This window comes from Pseudomonas sp. BNK-15 (assembly GCF_047456105.1).
Lineage (GTDB): Bacteria > Pseudomonadota > Gammaproteobacteria > Pseudomonadales > Pseudomonadaceae > Aquipseudomonas > Aquipseudomonas putida_E.
In genome coordinates this window covers 394599-413015 of the sequence record NZ_CP179898.1, presented here as the reverse complement: position 1 = coordinate 413015, position 18417 = coordinate 394599, and the positions used below count along the sequence as shown (strand labels likewise).

Below are 18417 nucleotides of genomic sequence, written 5' to 3'. Positions count from 1 at the left end.
CCTTCGGGCTGGCTTTTTTTCGTCTGCAGTTTTGTGTGGGCCTCACCGCGCGCCAAGATGTTGAAGAAAAAGAATTTTTCGGACGACTGGCAAGTTTTCAAACCGCCCTGTAAAGAAAACTGTACGAATTGCCCCGGTTTCTCTTGCTGGGCACCTTCTCTGTAAACGGATCTTGCCGCTCCCGCAGCTCAAGAGCCCCGCCTGCGCCGCCAGCCCTATTGCTCAACCCCCCGTCCCACGCTGATATAGCGACCATTGCCGTGTGCAAAAGCCCGTCCGAAGAGCCGGGCCTATAGAACAACAAATGGAGGCGCCATGTACGCCGATCACTCCGCCTTTCAGGGCTTCCTACCACAGGATCGCTGCGTTTTTTCCGAGGAAACGACGCAACGCGTTGACGCCTGCGCGCTTGCAGGGGTATACAGTGCGCCGCGTTTTACCTGTGACCCTCTTGCGTACCGCGCACTCTTGCTCACACCTGGCTGATCCGCTGCGGCGGCGACTGTGTTCAAGAAACCAAGGTAACCACCTTGCCCATTCCGCTGCGCCACGAGCGCGGTGGGTCCGATTCCGTCACAGATAAAAACAATGCAGGTGACTTCGTTCATGAGTGAACACAACATGCATTCAGGCGAGCTCAAGCGGGGCCTGAAGAACCGCCACATCCAGTTGATCGCCCTTGGCGGCGCGATTGGTACCGGCCTGTTCCTTGGCTCGGCAGGCGTGATGAAATCCGCCGGCCCGTCGATGATTCTGGGCTACGCCATCTGCGGCTTCATCGCCTTCATGATCATGCGCCAGCTTGGCGAGATGATCGTCGAAGAGCCGGTGGCCGGTTCGTTCAGCCACTTTGCCCATAAGTACTGGGGCGGTTTTGCCGGTTTCATGTCGGGCTGGAACTGCTGGGTGCTGTACATCCTGGTGGGCATGTCGGAGCTGACGGCGGTCGGCAAGTACATTCACTACTGGTGGCCGGAGATCCCGACGTGGGTCACGGCAGCGGGCTTCTTCCTGCTGATCAACGTCATCAACCTCATGAACGTGAAGGTGTTCGGCGAAGCCGAGTTCTGGTTCGCCATCATCAAGGTCGCGGCCATCGTCGGCATGATCGGCCTGGGCGCCTACCTACTGACCAGCGGCAGCGGCGGCCCCGAGGCTTCGGTGACCAACCTGTGGGCGCATGGGGGCTTCTTCCCGCATGGTGTCAGCGGCCTGGTCATGGCGCTGGCGTTCATCATGTTCTCCTTCGGGGGCCTGGAAATGCTCGGCTTCACTGCAGCCGAAGCCGACAAGCCGAGAACCGTGATCCCCAAGGCCATCAACCAGGTCATCTACCGCATCCTGATCTTCTACATCGGTGCGCTGGTCGTTCTGCTCTCGCTGACCCCGTGGGACAGCCTGGTCGCCAGCATCGATGCTTCTGGCGGCAGCTACGGCAGCAGCCCGTTCGTTCAGGTGTTCTCGCTGCTGGGCAGCGATGTGGCCGCCCACCTGTTGAACTTCGTGGTCCTGACGGCGGCACTGTCGGTGTACAACAGTGGTACCTACTGCAATGCCCGCATGCTGCTGGGCATGGCCGAGCAAGGTGATGCCCCCGCAGCCCTGGCCAAGGTCGACAAGCGCGGCGTGCCGGTGCGTTCGATCCTGGTGTCGGCAGCCGTTACCCTGATTGCCGTGCTGCTCAACTACTTCATGCCGCATGATGCGCTGGAGCTGCTGATGTCGCTGGTCGTGGCGACCCTGGTGATCAACTGGGCCATGATCAGTTACTCGCACCTGAAGTTCCGCCAGCACTTGGACCGCACCGGCCAGAAGCCGCTGTTCAAGGCCCTGTGGTACCCCTATGGCAACTACATCTGCCTGGCATTCGTGGTACTGATCCTGGGCATCATGCTGCAAATCCCGGGCATCCAGGTTTCGGTGTATGCCATTCCGGTGTGGGTGCTGGTGATGTTCGTCTTCTACATCATCAAGTCCAAGCGTCGTGAGCTGGGCAATGGCGCAGCAGCCGGCACCGCTACCAAGTAAGCGCAGCGGGCGGTGAACGAAACCCGATGTCAGGTGGCTGGCATCGGGTTTTTTATGCGCCGCCTCGCCGGCGACAGGGTCTGTGAACGCAGGAAAGCACTCAGATCTGCTCGAGCAACCAGCCACGAAACGCCCGCAGCGAGGGCAACGCTTCGTTCCTTGGCGGATAGATCAGGTAATAGCTGCGCTGGCTGGCGAACGCCGTACCAGGGCTGAACAGCTCGCCTTTGGCCAGCTCCTCGTCCACCAGTATCCGCGGCACCAAGCCGATGCCGATCCCTGCACGTACCGCCTGGATCAGGTGTGACGTCAGCTCGAAACTCGGCCCCAGGCGCATCGCCCGGTGCGGCAGGCCATGGTGTGAAAACCACTCGCCCCAGGCATGTGGATTGTTGGCAACGTTGAGCAGCACCTCGGCGCTGATACGTGCCGGGTCCCAACCCTGGCCGTCGATGTTGGCTTGCGGTGGCAGGATCACCACCAGTTCCTCGGCATGCAGCCGATGGCAGATCAGCCCCGGCAGGTCATGGCTGGCCACGCCGATGGCGGCATCGATCTCGCTGGTGTCGAAGTTGATCGCTTCGATCCGCGAATGAATATGCACCAGCATGCCCGGGTGGGCGCTGTAGAAGGCATGCAGGCGCGGCAGCAGCCACTTGGAGCCGAAGGTGGGCAAGGTCGCCAGGCGCAGCGTGCCGACCCCGGACTGGTAAGCCAGGGCCTGCAAGGTGGCGCTGCGGATGCGGCCCAAGGCTTCGCTGAGCTCGCGCTGGTACAGCCGGCCCACGTCGGTGAGCTGTACCTGGCGGCCTTCGCGGCGGAACAGGGTCAGCCCGAGTTGCTGTTCCAGCGCCTGCACCTGGCGGCTGACCGCGCTCTGGGTCAGGGACAGTTCGGCAGCCGCGCGGGTGTAGCTTTCATGCCGGGCGGCAGCCTCGAAAGCCAGCAGCAATGACATGGAGGGTGTGAGGTGGCGGTAATTCATTCATAAAAGTCATTGATAGCGGCAGGATTATCCGTTTGCCCCTGGGGCGAAACTACAGGAACATTGCCCTATTCGTCATCCTGGCATGGCTCAACCCATGCCAGGGCGACAGGATTCCCGTGAATTAGCCCATATCAAGAGGCCATCCTTCGATGATCGCCCAGCTGCCGACCACTGCGCCGACCGCCGCCTACCCAGAATTCCTCGAAGCCCTGCGCAGCAGCGGCTTCCGTGGCCAGATCAGCGCCGATTACGGTACCCGTACCGTGCTGGCTACCGACAACTCCATCTACCAGCGCCTGCCCCAGGCGGCGGTGTTCCCGCTGGACGCCGACGATGTGGCGCGGGTGGCCGCGCTGATGGGCGAAGAACGCTTCCAGCAGGTCAAACTGACCCCGCGCGGTGGCGGCACCGGCACCAATGGCCAATCGCTGACCGACGGTATCGTGGTCGACCTGTCGCGGCACATGAACACCATCCTCGAAATCAATGTCCAGGAGCGTTGGGTGCGGGTGCAGGCTGGCGTGGTCAAGGACCAGCTCAATGCCGCGCTCAAGCCGCACGGGCTGTTCTTTGCGCCTGAACTGTCCACCTCCAACCGCGCTACCGTTGGCGGCATGATCAACACCGACGCCAGCGGCCAGGGCAGTTGCACCTACGGCAAGACTCGCGATCACGTGCTGGAACTGCACAGCGTGCTGCTCGGTGGCGAGCGCCTGCACAGCCTGCCGATCGATGACGCTGCACTGGAGCAGGCTTGTGCTGCGCCCGGTCGGGTGGGTGAGGTCTATCGGACTGCCCGCGAAATTCAGGAAACCCAGGCCGAGCTGATCGAAACCACCTTCCCCAAGCTCAACCGCTGCCTGACCGGCTACGACCTGGCGCACCTGCGCGACGAACAGGGCCGCTTCAACCTCAACAGTGTGCTGTGTGGCGCCGAGGGTTCGTTGGGTTATGTGGTCGAAGCCAAGCTCAACGTGCTGCCGATTCCCAAGTATGCGGTGCTGGTCAACGTCCGCTACACCAGCTTCATGGACGCGCTGCGCGATGCCAATGCGCTGATGGCGCACAAGCCGTTGTCGATCGAGACGGTGGACTCCAAGGTGCTGATGCTGGCGATGAAAGACATCGTCTGGCACAGCGTTGCCGAGTACTTCCCGGCCGACCCGGAGCGCCCCACGCTGGGTATCAACCTGGTGGAGTTCTGTGGCGATGAGCCGGCCGAGGTCAATGCTCGGGTTGAAGCCTTCATCGACCACCTGCAGCGCGACACCAGTGTCGAGCGCCTGGGCCACACCTTGGCCGAAGGGGCCGAGGCCGTGACTCGGGTCTACACAATGCGCAAGCGTTCGGTGGGCCTGTTGGGCAACGTCGAGGGCGAGGTGCGCCCGCAACCTTTCGTTGAAGATACCGCAGTGCCGCCGGAGCAACTGGCCGACTACATTGCCGATTTCCGCGCGCTGCTGGACGGCTATGGCCTGGCCTACGGCATGTTTGGCCACGTCGACGCCGGCGTGCTGCACGTACGCCCGGCACTGGACATGAAAGACCCCGCCCAGGCGGCACTGGTCAAGCCGATTTCCGACGCCGTGGCGGCGTTGACCAAACGCTACGGCGGGCTGCTGTGGGGCGAGCATGGCAAAGGGCTGCGTTCGGAATATGTGCCGGAGTACTTCGGTGAGCTGTATCCGGCGTTGCAGCGGCTCAAAGGTGCCTTCGACCCGCGCAACCAGCTCAACCCCGGCAAGATCTGTACCCCGCCAGGCAGCGCCGAAGGGTTGACCAGGGTCGATGGCGTAACCTTGCGTGGCGACCTCGACCGTACCATCGACGAGCGTGTATGGCAGGACTTCGGCAGTGCCGTGCACTGCAACGGCAATGGTGCTTGCTACAACTATGACCCCAATGACGCCATGTGCCCCTCGTGGAAGGCTACCCGTGAGCGCCAGCATTCGCCCAAGGGGCGCGCCTCGTTGATGCGCGAATGGCTGCGCCTGCAGGGTGAGGCGAACATCGATGTGCTGGCTGCGGCGCGCAACAAGGTGTCCTGGCTCAAGGGGCTGCCGGCACGGCTGCGCAACAACCGTGCACGCAACCAGGGCCAGGAAGACTTTTCCCATGAGGTCTACGACGCCATGGCCGGCTGCCTGGCGTGCAAGTCATGTGCAGGCCAGTGCCCGATCAAGGTCAATGTGCCGGACTTCCGCTCGCGTTTCCTCGAGCTGTACCACGGTCGCTACCAGCGCCCGCTGCGTGATTACCTGATCGGTTCGCTGGAATTCAGCATCCCCTACCTGGCCCATGCACCGGGGCTGTACAACGCGGTGATGGGGTCGAAGTGGGTCAGCAGTTTGTTGGCGGACAAGGTCGGCATGGTCGACAGCCCGCTGATCAGCCGCTTCAACTTCCAGTCCACCCTCACGCGCTGCCGGGTTGGCGTGGCCAGTGTGCCGGCGCTGCGTGAACTGACCCCGGCCCAGCGCGAGCGCAGCATCGTGCTGGTGCAGGATGCCTTCACCCGTTACTTCGAGACACCACTGCTGGCCGCCTTCATCGAGCTGGCCCATCGCCTGGGCCACCGCGTGTTCCTGGCGCCTTACAGTGCCAATGGCAAGCCGCTGCACGTGCAGGGCTTTTTGGGGGCCTTTGCCAAGGCGGCAATCCGTAATGCCACCCAGCTCAAGGCCCTGGCCGGCTGTGGTGTACCGCTGGTGGGCCTGGACCCTGCCATGACCCTGGTCTACCGCCAGGAGTACCAGAAGGTGCCGGGCCTGGAGGGCTGCCCGAAGGTGTTGCTGCCCCAGGAATGGCTGATGGATGTGCTGCCCGAACAGGCGCACGCCGCGCCCGGCAACTTCCGCCTGATGGCGCACTGCACCGAGAAGACCAACGTGCCGGCCAGTACCCGCCAATGGGAGCAGGTGTTCGCGCGCCTGGGCCTGAAGCTGGTGACCGAGGCCACGGGGTGTTGCGGCATGTCCGGTACCTACGGGCATGAGGCACGTAACCAGGAGACGTCGCGGACCATCTTCGAACAGTCCTGGGCAACCAAGCTGGACAAGGAGGGCGAGGCCCTGGCTACCGGCTATTCGTGCCGTAGCCAGGTCAAGCGCATGACCGAGCGGCAGATGCGTCATCCGCTGGAAGTGGTGTTGCAGTACGCCCGCTGAAACAAGGCCGCTCCAAAGGTACGCTCAATTACCCGTAGGAGCGGCCTCGTGTCGCGAAAGGGGTGCGTAGCACCCCCCATGCGCTCAAATATGCCTGAAACGCCGCGCCTGACGGTACAGATACAGGCTCAACACCAGCCCGCAGCACGCCGCCGCTGCCGCAAACAGAAACATCGAAGCAAACCCGAACCCCGACGCCACCGCGCCCACCAGTGGCCCGGTAATGCCCAGTGACAGGTCGATGAACAGCGAGTATGCCCCCACCGCCGCCCCGCGGTTGGCTGCCGAAACCTGATTCACCGCTTCCACGCCCAGCGCCGGGAACACCAGCGAGAAGCCGAAGCCACTGAGCGCCGCTCCGGCCAAGGCGAGCTCTGCGCTGGGTGCCAGCCACAGCATCAGCAGGCCCAGTGTCTCGACCGACAAGCACACGATCGCCACCCTGAACCCGCCAATCCTGTTGATGAGATTGCCGAACAGCAGCCGCGCACAGATGAAGCTGGCACCGAACAGGCTCAGGGTCAGTGCTGCATTCGCCCAGCCACGGCTGGCGTAGTACAGGGTAATGAAGGTGGCGATGGTGCCAAAGCCGATCGAGCCCAAAGCCAGCCCCGAACCATGCGGGAACACTTTGCCCAGCACCCGCAGAAACGGCATACGCACGCCGCTGACAATCGGCGCAGCGCGTTTTGGCCATGCCAGCAGCAGGCCTGTCGCGCATAGCAGGATGATGCTCACCCCCATGCTCCACAGCCCCAGGTGCTTTACCATCAGTACGCCCAGTGGGGCACCGATGGCCAGCGCACCATAGCTGGCGATCCCGTTCCAGGAGATGACTTTAGCGGTGTTTTCAGCGCCGACCCGGCCAATCCCCCAGCCTATCGAACCCGAGCCCACCAGGCTTTCTGCACTGCCCAGTACCAGGCGGCCGACCAACAGGCAGGCCAGGCTCAGCCAAGGCAGGTGGGTGAGGAAGGCGCAGGCGAGCATGAAAACACCACTCAGGCCGCAACCGGCGAGGCCATACATGACGGCTTTCTTGCTGCCCAGATTGTCGATGATGCGGCTGGCTGTGGGGCGGCTGAGCAGAGTGGCGAGGTATTGCACACTGATCACCAGGCCGGCGACGACGGTGCTGAAGCCCAGGTCGTTGTGCACGTAGCCAGGCAGCACGGCGAGGGGTATGCCGATGTTCAGGTAGCCGATAAAGGTGAACAGGACGATGGAGACGACTTGCAGGGTGACCGCAAGGGGGCGCGGTGAGTCGGGCATGGGGGCCTACGTGGCAGAAGTTCTGGACGGTGTGAAAACGTGATGACAGCGGTAGTCCGAAAGTCAGCCGTTTTCACACAGTCGGGGATGCGCGGTTATTCCTGGTCAGCGCTGGATTGATCGTCGCCATCCTCGACGGCAGGCGCCGGTTCGGAGTGAGCGGCAACGGTTTGCTCTTCGGGGTTCAGGCTTGGGAAGGGAAGATTCGGGATTTCGTGCATCTCGTCGTTCCTCGCAAGTGTGAGTCAAAAGGCTGCGCCAGGCGCGTTTGGAGCTTCGCAAAGCTGAGGCAGGATACACAAGTCTGGATGACAGTTTGTAATTTTTCCCGGTCGCTTGTCGGTTTTGCGGGCGGATACCGGACATTTTCCTGACACAACAAGGCCGCTGCGCGCCCCGCGAACAGGGCACGCAGCGGCCTTTTGCAACGTGTTACTTGCGCCCTTCAGCGGTATCGGCAACCTTGTCGGTCCGCGCGCACATGATGAAGTCGTTGCGGTGCAGGCCCTTGATGGAGTGGCTCCACCAAGTCACGGTTACCTTGCCCCATTCGGTCAGCAGGCCTGGGTGATGACCTTCGGCTTCAGCGATTTCGCCTACTGCGTTGGTAAATGCCAGGGCGTGCTTGAAGTTCTTGAACAGGAACACACGCTCCAGCTCCATATGACCGTCACGTACTTCGATGTTCCAGTCCGGTATCTCGCGGATGAGTTCGGCCAGTTCCTCGTCGGTGACTTTCGGCGCATCGGCGCGGCAGGCTTCGCAGTGGGCTTGGTTCAAGGCATTCATGAGGTGTTTTCCGATTCGAGTTGTTGTCGGCAAGGTCGCTCAGGCGGCGACCTTGGGTGGAAACTTCGGCGCATGCAGCCCCAGCTGCATGGCTTGCTGGACCATGCCCATGATGTCTTCGTGGGCCAGGTCGAACAGGCGCTTGAGGTTCGGCAGCACGAAGTACAGGGGCTGCAGGATGTCGATGCGGTAGGGGGTGCGCATGGCCTCGATCGGGTCGAAGGCCTGGTGCTCCGGCTCACCGGACAGACTGTAGACGGTTTCCTTGGGCGAAGAGAGGATGCCGCCGCCATAGATCTTGCAGCCTTGTGCGGTCTCCATCAGGCCGAACTCAATGGTCATCCAGTACAGGCGCGCCAGGTACACGCGCTGTTCCTTGGTCGCGGCCAGGCCCAGCTTGCCATAGGTGTGGGTGAACTCGGCGAACCAGGGGTTGGTCAGCAGCGGGCAGTGGCCGAAGATCTCGTGGAAGATGTCCGGTTCCTGCAGGTAATCCAGCTCTTGTGGGGTGCGGATGAACGTGGCGACCGGGAAGCGTTTGCTGGCCAGCAGCTCGAAGAAGGTCTGGAAGGGGATCAGTGCCGGCACACGGGCAACCTGCCAGCCGGTGGTGGTGCCCAGCACTTTGTTGATCTCGCCCAGTTGCGGAATGCGGTCATGGGGCAGCTTGAGCTGATCGATGCCATCCAGGTACTCCTGGCATGCCCGGCCTTCGATGACTTTCAGCTGGCGGGTGATCAGCGTGTTCCATACCGCATGCTCTTGCTGCGGGTAGTCGATGAAGCCTTGCGCATCGGGCTCGCGCGCCACGTATTGCGTCTGTTTCATGTGGCTCTCCTAGTGAGGGCTTTTATTGTTATGTCCACGACATACCTAAGAAATATCCCTTCATCTGCCCGATTGCACGCGGTGTCAGAACGCCTGAACTGCAGTTTCAAGGCGTTTTTCGTAACGATAATTTTACAAACATGGCGGCATCGCGGAAAATTCGGTGTATTGAGCTGGCCCTTGCTGTGTTTTTGTCAGCTTTTCTTTACGAATATTATGCGGCCGGTTTAAAAACCTCGCCGCTTCGAGAGCTTTCATGCGTATCAAAGTGCATTGCCAGAACCGCATCGGCATCCTTCGCGACATCCTCAACCTGTTGGTGGAGTACGGTATCAACGTGCTCCGTGGTGAGGTCGGTGGCGACCATGGCAATGCCATCTACCTGCATTGCCCGAACCTGATAAATCTGCAGTTCCAGGCTCTACGCCCGAAATTCGAGTCCATCGCCGGGGTCTTCGGGGTCAAGCGCGTCGGCCTGATGCCCAGTGAGCGACGGCACATGGAGCTCAACGCGCTGCTGGGGGCGCTGGATTTCCCGGTGCTGTCGGTCGACATGGGCGGCAGCATCGTCGCCGCCAACCGCACCGCCGCGCAGTTGCTGGGCGTGAGGGTCGACGAGGTGCCGGGCATCCCATTGGCGCGCTATGTCGAGGACTTCGACCTGCCGGAACTGGTGCGGGCCAACAAATCGCGAATCAATGGCCTGCGGGTCAAGGTCAAAGGTGACATTTTTCTGGCCGACATCGCACCTTTGCAGTCCGAGCATGACGACAGCGAGGCATTGGCTGGCGCGGTGTTGACCCTGCACCGTGCCGACCGCATCGGCGAGCGCATCTATAACGTGCGCAAGCAGGAGCTGCGCGGTTTCGACAGCATCTTCCAAAGCTCGCGTGTGATGGCGGCGGTGGTGCGTGAGGCGCGGCGTATGGCGCCGCTGGATGCACCGTTGCTGATCGAAGGCGAGACAGGTACCGGCAAGGAGCTGTTGGCGCGTGCCTGCCACCTTGCCAGCCCGCGGGGGCAGGCGCCTTTGATGGCCCTCAATTGTGCCGGCCTGCCAGAGTCCATGGCGGAAACCGAGCTGTTCGGTTATGGCCCCGGTGCGTTCGAGGGCGCGCGCGCCGAAGGCAAACTGGGCCTGCTGGAGTTGACTGCTGGTGGGACACTGTTCCTCGATGGGGTGGGGGAGATGAGCCCTCGCCTGCAGGTGAAGCTGCTGCGCTTTCTGCAGGACGGCTGCTTCCGTCGTGTAGGCAGTGATGAGGAGGTGTACCTGGATGTACGGGTGATCTGCGCAACCCAGGTGGACCTTTCCGAATTGTGCGCTCGGGGCGAATTCCGCCAGGACCTGTACCATCGCCTCAATGTGTTGTCGTTGCACATACCGCCGTTGCGCGAGTGCATGGACGGCCTGGAGGGGTTGGTGCAGCACTTTCTCGATCAGGCCAGCCGGCAGATTGGTTGTGCCCTGCCGCGCCTGGCGCCTGCGGCGATGGACAAACTGGCGCACTACCATTGGCCGGGCAATGTCCGGCAACTGGAAAACGTATTGTTCCAGGCGGTATCGCTGTGCGAAGGCGGAATAGTGAAAGGCGAGCATATCCGCCTGCCGGATTACGGCGTGCGGCAACCCTTGGGTGAATTTACCCTTGAAGGTGATCTTTCGCAGATTGTCGGGCGCTTTGAAAAAGCTGTACTGGAAAGTCTGATCGGGGAATATCCAAGTAGCCGGGCGCTGGGCAAGCGACTGGGTGTTTCACATACAACCATTGCCAACAAGTTGCGGGATTATTCGTTGGGCAAGTCGAATGAGTGACGGAGTGGCGGGTGGATTAAACTCAACACTGTTCATCGTGGGATGGGTGACGAATGGGCCCCGCAGGGCCCAAATCATTCATCAGCCGTTGGAACAGCCGTTACCCATGACGCGGTATTCGAGAATGTGCTTCTGACCCTTGGAATCCTCGTAGGTCATGCGGGCCGGCACGACTTCGCACACGTTTGGCACTTCGCTCATGGAGATGACGCGGGCGATATCCAGGTGCTGCGAATAACTGTACTGTTCAACCGGAATCTGCTCGGCATCCTTTGCTTCATCGGCCATTGCCGCGCTGCAAAGACTACCAAGTACCAATACCAGTAACGCTTTCATTTTCTATTTACCTGTCTAAGGTCGTGAGGGGGCACGCGGCGCTTGTGGCACCGCGAATACAGCCAAGTTTTCAACTATCGGATTAGAGCGCGATTAACGAGTTGCCTTCGTGGGGGCTGTGACTGTTACCAGTTGTTAATCGCCTTTGCCGTTGCTGGCGTAGTGAATCTTATGCTTCGGTAATTAAGGGAAACAGTGGGCGTTTTGATAAAGTTTTTTCGCCTTTTGACAGAAACTGTAACAATCCCCCGGGAAAATCTTTTGCCTTCCCCTCTCGCCGGGTTGCCAGCTGCGGCCTAGAGCCTTTCCGGCCGTCCACAAGGTGCGCAACCTGTCGCGTTACTACCATCGTCGTATGGCTTTTGCCGCTCTGGTACAGTTACAAACGGTTCCATACAAAAACAACTATTACACCGAGGTAACACAGATGAGTGCGGCTCCACTGTATCCCGTTCGTCCCGAGGTTGCGGCCACTACCCTGACCGACGAGGCCACCTACAAGGCCATGTACCAGCAATCGGTGATCAACCCGGACGGCTTCTGGCGTGAGCAGGCCCAGCGCATTGACTGGATCAAGCCTTTCACCAAGGTCAAGCAGACTTCCTTCGACGATCACCATGTCGATATCAAGTGGTTTGCCGACGGCACTCTCAACGTCTCCTCCAACTGCCTGGACCGCCACCTCGAAGAGCGCGGCGACCAACTGGCAATCATCTGGGAAGGTGACGACCCTTCCGAGCACCGCAACATTACCTATCGCGAACTGCACGAGCAGGTCTGCAAATTCGCCAACGCCCTGCGCGGGCAGGACGTGCACCGTGGGGATGTAGTGACCATCTACATGCCGATGATCCCTGAGGCCGTGGTTGCCATGCTGGCCTGTGCCCGCATCGGTGCGATTCACTCGGTGGTGTTTGGCGGCTTCTCGCCTGAAGCGCTGGCCGGGCGCATCATCGATTGCAAGTCCAAGGTGGTGATCACCGCCGACGAAGGTTTGCGCGGTGGCCGCCGTACTCCGCTCAAGGCCAACGTGGACCTGGCGCTGACCAACCCTGAAACCAACAGCGTGCAGAAAATCATCGTGTGCAAGCGCACCGGTGGTGACATTGCCTGGCACCAGCACCGAGATATCTGGTACGAAGACCTGATGAAGGTGGCCTCCAGCCATTGCGCGCCTAAGGAAATGGGTGCCGAGGAGGCGCTGTTCATTCTTTATACCTCCGGCTCAACCGGCAAGCCCAAGGGCGTGCTGCACACCACCGGTGGTTACCTGGTGTACGCCGCGCTGACCCACGAACGCGTATTCGACTACCGCCCCGGCGAGGTCTACTGGTGCACCGCTGACGTCGGTTGGGTCACCGGCCACAGCTACATCGTCTACGGGCCGCTGGCCAACGGTGCGACCACGCTACTGTTCGAGGGCGTACCTAACTACCCGGACATTACCCGGGTGTCGAAGATCGTCGACAAGCACAAGGTCAACATCCTCTACACCGCACCTACAGCGATTCGCGCCATGATGGCCGAAGGGCAGGCGGCCGTTGAGGGTGCCGACGGCTCGAGCCTGCGCCTGCTGGGTTCGGTCGGTGAGCCGATCAACCCTGAGGCCTGGAACTGGTACTACAAGACCGTCGGCAAGGAGCGTTGCCCGATCGTCGACACCTGGTGGCAGACCGAGACCGGCGGCATCCTGATCAGCCCGCTGCCGGGCGCCACGGGCCTCAAGCCGGGTTCTGCGACCCGTCCGTTCTTTGGTGTGGTGCCGGCGCTGGTGGACAACCTGGGCAACCTGATCGATGGTGCCGCCGAGGGCAACCTGGTGATCCTCGATTCCTGGCCGGGCCAGTCTCGCTCGCTGTATGGCGATCATGACCGCTTCGTCGATACCTACTTCAAGACGTTCCGCGGCATGTACTTCACCGGTGACGGCGCGCGCCGTGACGAGGATGGCTACTACTGGATCACGGGCCGGGTGGATGACGTGCTCAACGTTTCCGGCCACCGTATGGGTACCGCAGAGATCGAAAGCGCCATGGTCGCCCATGCCAAAGTGGCCGAGGCTGCGGTGGTGGGGGTGCCGCACGATATCAAAGGGCAGGGCATCTATGTGTACGTGACCCTCAATGCCGGCGTGGAGCCCAGCGAGCAGCTACGCCTGGAGCTGAAGAACTGGGTGCGCAAGGAGATCGGCCCGATTGCCTCGCCAGATGTGATCCAGTGGGCGCCAGGGCTGCCGAAGACGCGCTCGGGCAAGATCATGCGACGTATCCTTCGCAAGATCGCCACGGCGGAATACGGCTCGCTAGGTGATATCTCCACCCTGGCCGACCCGGGCGTGGTGCAGCATTTGATTGATACCCACAAGGCAATGAACCTGGCGTCGGCCTGATGAAATGAGCGGGACTGCAGGGCAGTCCTGCTTCGCACGAAAACCCCGCACGGGCAACCGGCGGGGTTTTTGCTTTACTGTTACCCGACATTCATCGGTAACTCTTCTGTCACCGATTACGCACAGCTGCGGGGCGAGCGGGAACACTCATGACCCGTTTCGGTGCGTTCGCGGCGCCATTTCTTGCAGTGCAGCACGCTACACTTGCCGTCGTACAAGGCTTTGCCAATAATAGGCCCAGTAATTGCTAGTTCTATAGGTTATTTTCCTTGCGCTCTTGCATATCTTGCAAAGGCTGTCAACCTCGCCCGCTGCCGTTTCAAGCGCTTCTGTAAGTAGTTGTCGCTTTGAAGAAATATCGACTACCGGGCTGTCGTTAAAATGCCACTCACTCGCTCGTGGTCTGCGACCTTGGTCGAACCCTGCGCGGCTCGCGTTGTACCCATTCGCATATCGGGCAGTTGTTACTCCTGCCTTGTAATGCCCCGTACCGATGGAGTTACCTGATGAAGAAGCTCGCACTGCTTGGCGCCCTGGCGCTTTCCGTGTTTTCCCTGGTGTCGCAGGCTGATGAAAAACCGTTGAAAATCGGTATCGAAGCGGCCTACCCACCCTTCGCCTTCAAGCAGCCCGACGGCAGCATCGCCGGTTTCGACTACGACATCGGCAACGCCCTGTGTGAAGAGATGAAAGCCAAGTGCACCTGGGTCGAGCAGGAGTTCGACGGCCTGATCCCGGCGCTGAAGGTGCGCAAGATCGACGCCATCCTGTCGTCCATGTCGATTACCGATGACCGCAAGAAATCGGTCGATTTCACCAAGCGCTACTACCTGACCCCAGCGCGCCTGGTGATGAAGGACGGCGCTACCGTCAGCGACAGCCTGGATGAACTCAAAGGCAAGAAGATCGGCGTGCAGCGCGGCTCGATCCACGACCGCTTCGCCAAGGAAGTGCTGGGCGCCAAAGGTGCCACCGTGGTTCCGTACGGCACCCAGAACGAAATCTACCTCGACGTGGCCGCTGGCCGCCTCGACGGCACCGTGGCTGATGCCACCCTGCTGGAAGACGGTTTCCTGAAAACCGACGCCGGCAAGGGCTTTGCCTTCGTTGGTCCTTCGTTCACCGACGCGAAATACTTCGGTGACGGCATCGGCATCGCCGTGCGCAAAGGTGACGATGCCAACCGCGAGCGTATCAACAAGGCCATCGACGCGATCCGTGCAAACGGCAAGTACAAGCAGATCCAGGACAAGTACTTCAACTTTGACATCTACGGTCCAGACTCGAAGTAACACGTCGAGTTTCACCTGTGCAATGGTGCAAACAGCAGAGGCTCTGAGGTTTGCACCATTTTTCATTCTTTAGGTCGAGGACCTCATCATGTTGAAAGGCTACGGGGCAGTCATCCTCGACGGGGCGTGGCTGACGCTGCAGCTCGCCCTGTCGTCGATGGCCCTGGCCATTGTGCTCGGCCTGATTGGCGTGGCGCTGCGCTTGTCGCCGGTGCGCTGGCTGGCCTGGTTGGGCGATATGTATTCCACCGTGATCCGGGGTATTCCGGACCTGGTGCTGATCCTGCTGATCTTCTACGGCGGGCAGGACATCATCAACCGTTTGGGGCCGCTGGTGGGCTATGACGACTACATCGACCTGAACCCGCTGGTCGCAGGCATCGGTACCCTGGGCTTCATCTTTGGCGCCTACCTGTCAGAAACCTTCCGAGGTGCGTTCCTGGGTATTCCCAAGGGCCAAGCCGAAGCTGGCGCGGCCTATGGCATGAGCAACCGGCAGGTATTCTTCCGCATTCAGGTGCCGCAGATGATCCGCCTGGCGATCCCGGGCTTCACCAACAACTGGTTGGTACTGACCAAGGCGACGGCCCTGATTTCGGTGGTCGGCCTGCAGGACATGATGTTCAAGGCCAAGCAGGCGGCAGACGCCACCCGCGAACCCTTCACCTTCTTCCTGGCGGTGGCGGCGTTGTACCTGGTGCTGACCAGTGTCTCGCTGCTGGCACTGAAGTATCTCGAGAAGCGCTACTCGGTGGGCGTCAAGGTGGCTGAGCTATGATTTTCGATTACAACGTCATCTGGGAGGCCATGCCGCTGTACCTCGGCGGCCTGCTGACCACCCTCAAGCTGCTGGCGATATCGCTGTTCTTCGGCCTGCTGGCGGCTGTGCCGCTGGGCTTGATGCGGGTGTCCAAGCAGCCGGTGGTCAACCTCACGGCCTGGCTCTACACCTATGTGATCCGCGGCACGCCGATGCTGGTGCAGCTGTTCCTGATCTACTACGGCCTGGCTCAGTTCGAGGCAGTGCGCGAAAGCATCTTCTGGCCATTGCTATCGAGCGCCACGTTTTGTGCGTGCCTGGCATTTGCCGTCAACACCAGTGCCTACACCGCCGAAATCATCGCCGGCAGCCTCAAGGCTACCCCGCACGGCGAGATCGAGGCGGCCAAGGCCATGGGTATGTCCCGCATGAAGATGTACCGTCGCATCCTGCTGCCGTCGGCCCTGCGCCGGGCGTTGCCGCAGTACAGCAACGAAGTGATCATGATGCTGCAGACCACCAGCCTGGCGTCGATCGTGACCCTGATCGACATCACCGGTGCCGCACGTACGGTCAATGCCCAGTACTACCTGCCTTTCGAGGCCTACATCACGGCGGGCGTGTTCTATCTGTGCCTGACCTTCATCCTGGTGCGCCTGTTCAAGATGGCCGAACGCCGCTGGCTCGGCTACCTGGCGCCGCGCAAGCACTGAACGCTCTGTGAGAACCGACAGCATGTACAAACTAGAAGTCCAAGACCTGCACAAGCGCTACGGCAGCCATGAAGTGCTCAAGGGTGTGTCCCTGGCGGCCAAGGCAGGCGATGTGATCAGCATTATCGGCTCCAGCGGTTCGGGCAAGTCGACCTTCCTGCGCTGCATCAACCTGCTCGAGCAGCCGCACGCCGGCAAGATACTGCTCAACAACGAAGAGCTGAAGCTGGTCGCCGGCAAGGACGGCGCGCTCAAGGCTGCCGACCCGCGCCAGCTGCAGCGCATGCGCTCGCGGCTGTCGATGGTGTTCCAGCATTTCAACCTGTGGTCGCACATGACCGCGCTGGAAAACGTCATCGAGGCGCCGGTGCACGTGCTTGGCGTAAACAAGAAAGAAGCCCTGGAAAAAGCCGAACATTATCTGGCCAAGGTGGGCGTCGCCCATCGCAAGGATGCTTTCCCGGGGCATATGTCCGGCGGTGAGCAGCAGCGTGTGGCGATTGCCCGAGCGCTGGCGATGGAGCCTGAAGTGATGCTGTTCGACGAGCCGACTTCGGCGCTCGACCCCGAACTGGTCGGCGATGTGCTAAAGGTCATGCAGGCCCTGGCCCAGGAAGGCCGGACCATGGTGGTGGTGACCCATGAGATGGGCTTTGCCCGCGAAGTGTCCAACCAGTTGGTGTTCCTGCACAAAGGCCTGGTCGAAGAGACCGGCTGCCCGCGCGAAGTGCTGGCCAACCCGCAATCGGAGCGGCTCAAGCAGTTTCTCTCTGGCAGCCTGAAGTAAAGGCTGCACCTTCGCACCAGAATAGGGCATGCTGCGCAGCAGTGCGCAGTCTGCCTTGGCGCCACAGACTCGAACGACTTCAGGTTTCGGACCTTACCCTATGACCACCCAGCGAATCGGTTTTCTCATCTGGCCAAGCACCAAGCCCTTGACGTTGGCGCTGGCGGAGGAAGTATTGCTGGTGGCCCAGCGGGTACATCCTGATGTGGTTTACGAGCTGGCCTTTCTGCAGGCCGAGCCTGCGCAGGAGGGTGCCTGGCGCCTGCCGGGCGAGCCCTGGAACGGGCGCCTGGAGGGTTGTCACAAACTGTTCCTGCTCGCTGACGAGCTGCCCCAGGCGCTGGGGCCGGCGCTGTCCTCGGCCCTCAAGCAATTGGCACGTAGCGGCTGCATCATTGGCGGGCTGTCTGCGGGTGTATATCCGTTGGCCATGCTCGGCCTGCTCGATGGTTACCGCGCAGCGGTGCATTGGCGCTGGCAAGACGATTTTGCCGAGCGCTTCCCCAAGGTCATCGCCACCAGCCATCTGTTCGATTGGGACCGTGATCGCCTGACCGCTTGCGGCGGTATGGCGGTGACCGACTTGCTGCTGGCATTGCTGGCGCGTGATCACGGGGCTGAGCTGGCGGGTGCGGTTTCCGAGGAGCTGGTGGTCGAGCGCATCCGTGAGGGGGGGAACGTCAGCGCATTCCGCTGCAGAACCGCCTCGGCTCCAGCCATCCGAAGCTGACCCAGGCGGTGCTGTTGATGGAAGCCAACATCGAAGAGCCGCTGACCACCGACGAAATCGCTCAGCATGTATGCGTATCGCGCAGGCAACTGGAGCGCATCTTCAAGCAGTACCTCAATCGCGTGCCCAGCCAGTATTACCTGGAGTTGCGGCTGAACAAGGCGCGGCAGATGCTGATGCAGACCAGCAAATCGATCATCCAGATCGGCCTTTCCTGTGGTTTCTCCTCCGGCCCGCATTTCTCCAGCGCCTACCGCAATTTCTTTGGCGCCACGCCACGGGAAGACCGCAACCAGCGGCGTAACAGCAGCCCCTTCGAATTGAGTTCGGCGCCTGCCGAAAAGGGCTGAAAGCTTCCCTGCGCAATGCGCTTCCATCGCCGGCAGGCCGGCTCTCATACTGATCGGGTTGCCGCCGGTACAGCCGGCATGTCTTCTTATGTGAACACCCGTTCACCCAGTCCCGCTCTGCCGTTACACTGCGCGATTGCGACAGTGTTTGTCGCATTGCCGAAAGCCTGGG

The 18417-nt window shown here is 61.1% G+C and carries 14 protein-coding genes and 1 pseudogene; 9 read left to right on the top strand and 6 right to left on the bottom strand.

The features are described from left to right. The first annotated feature begins 606 nt into the window (after nucleotides 1-606). On the top strand, nucleotides 607-2028 hold the full coding sequence (locus tag ACMGF5_RS01765) for an amino acid permease (protein ID WP_161871241.1): 1422 nt from the start codon (nucleotides 607-609) through the stop codon (nucleotides 2026-2028). 100 nt (nucleotides 2029-2128) lie between these two features. On the opposite strand, the gene ACMGF5_RS01760 is transcribed toward ACMGF5_RS01765, so the two are convergent. Beyond that, complete coding sequence (locus ACMGF5_RS01760) at nucleotides 2129-3013, bottom strand: LysR substrate-binding domain-containing protein (protein WP_046785402.1); 885 nt, start codon at nucleotides 3011-3013, stop codon at nucleotides 2129-2131. A 152-nt stretch (nucleotides 3014-3165) separates the two neighbouring features. On the opposite strand from ACMGF5_RS01760, the gene ACMGF5_RS01755 reads away from it, so the two are divergent. Further along, nucleotides 3166-6183: an FAD-binding and (Fe-S)-binding domain-containing protein gene (locus ACMGF5_RS01755; RefSeq protein WP_414157528.1), complete on the top strand. Its 3018-nt coding sequence runs from the start codon at nucleotides 3166-3168 to the stop codon at nucleotides 6181-6183. An 84-nt stretch (nucleotides 6184-6267) separates the two neighbouring features. On the opposite strand, the gene ACMGF5_RS01750 is transcribed toward ACMGF5_RS01755, so the two are convergent. From ACMGF5_RS01750 to phhA, 4 genes are all read right to left on the bottom strand, one after another. Beyond that, nucleotides 6268-7455 carry an MFS transporter gene (locus ACMGF5_RS01750; RefSeq protein ID WP_414157527.1) on the bottom strand — a complete coding sequence of 396 codons (1188 nt, stop codon included), beginning with the start codon at nucleotides 7453-7455 and terminating at the stop codon, nucleotides 6268-6270. Between the two features lie 95 nt (nucleotides 7456-7550). Beyond that, nucleotides 7551-7676: a hypothetical protein gene (locus ACMGF5_RS01745; protein WP_256345817.1), complete on the bottom strand. Its 126-nt coding sequence runs from the start codon at nucleotides 7674-7676 to the stop codon at nucleotides 7551-7553. Nucleotides 7677-7887: 211 nt separating this feature from the next. Continuing rightward, complete coding sequence (locus ACMGF5_RS01740) at nucleotides 7888-8244, bottom strand: 4a-hydroxytetrahydrobiopterin dehydratase (protein WP_039604830.1); 357 nt, start codon at nucleotides 8242-8244, stop codon at nucleotides 7888-7890. A gap of 39 nt (nucleotides 8245-8283) precedes the next feature. Continuing rightward, nucleotides 8284-9072 carry a phenylalanine 4-monooxygenase gene (gene phhA / locus ACMGF5_RS01735; protein WP_046785399.1) on the bottom strand — a complete coding sequence of 263 codons (789 nt, stop codon included), beginning with the start codon at nucleotides 9070-9072 and terminating at the stop codon, nucleotides 8284-8286. Between the two features lie 256 nt (nucleotides 9073-9328). On the opposite strand from phhA, the gene ACMGF5_RS01730 reads away from it, so the two are divergent. After that, nucleotides 9329-10888 (top strand): sigma-54-dependent phenylalanine hydroxylase transcriptional regulator PhhR, encoded by a 1560-nt coding sequence (locus ACMGF5_RS01730; RefSeq protein ID WP_046785398.1) that lies wholly within the window; start codon nucleotides 9329-9331, stop codon nucleotides 10886-10888. Between the two features lie 81 nt (nucleotides 10889-10969). On the opposite strand, the gene ACMGF5_RS01725 is transcribed toward ACMGF5_RS01730, so the two are convergent. Further along, nucleotides 10970-11224, bottom strand: coding sequence for a DUF2790 domain-containing protein (locus ACMGF5_RS01725; protein ID WP_012315605.1), 255 nt, complete (start codon nucleotides 11222-11224; stop codon nucleotides 10970-10972). A gap of 427 nt (nucleotides 11225-11651) precedes the next feature. Here ACMGF5_RS01725 and acs point away from each other — a divergent pair, with 427 nt between their 5' ends. The 6 genes and pseudogenes from acs to argR all read left to right on the top strand — a co-directional run bounded on the left by acs (nucleotide 11652) and on the right by argR (nucleotide 18245). Continuing rightward, complete coding sequence (acs, locus tag ACMGF5_RS01720) at nucleotides 11652-13613, top strand: acetate--CoA ligase (RefSeq protein ID WP_204918600.1); 1962 nt, start codon at nucleotides 11652-11654, stop codon at nucleotides 13611-13613. Nucleotides 13614-14119: 506 nt separating this feature from the next. Next, a complete protein-coding gene (locus ACMGF5_RS01715; protein ID WP_115274155.1) occupies nucleotides 14120-14905 on the top strand; it encodes an ABC transporter substrate-binding protein in 786 nt (261 codons plus the stop codon). A gap of 88 nt (nucleotides 14906-14993) precedes the next feature. Next, nucleotides 14994-15683: an ABC transporter permease gene (locus ACMGF5_RS01710; RefSeq protein ID WP_012315602.1), complete on the top strand. Its 690-nt coding sequence runs from the start codon at nucleotides 14994-14996 to the stop codon at nucleotides 15681-15683. Further along, the gene (locus tag ACMGF5_RS01705; RefSeq protein WP_115274156.1) at nucleotides 15680-16378 is read left to right on the top strand and encodes an ABC transporter permease; all 699 of its coding nucleotides are present in this window, start codon (nucleotides 15680-15682) and stop codon (nucleotides 16376-16378) included. The genes ACMGF5_RS01710 and ACMGF5_RS01705 overlap by 4 nt, the downstream gene beginning before the upstream one ends. 22 nt (nucleotides 16379-16400) lie before the next feature. Then, nucleotides 16401-17165: an arginine/ornithine transport ATP-binding protein AotP gene (gene aotP / locus ACMGF5_RS01700; protein ID WP_012315600.1), complete on the top strand. Its 765-nt coding sequence runs from the start codon at nucleotides 16401-16403 to the stop codon at nucleotides 17163-17165. A gap of 100 nt (nucleotides 17166-17265) precedes the next feature. Further along, a pseudogene (gene argR, locus ACMGF5_RS01695) lies at nucleotides 17266-18245 on the top strand (transcriptional regulator ArgR). Nucleotides 18246-18417 lie beyond the last annotated feature (172 nt).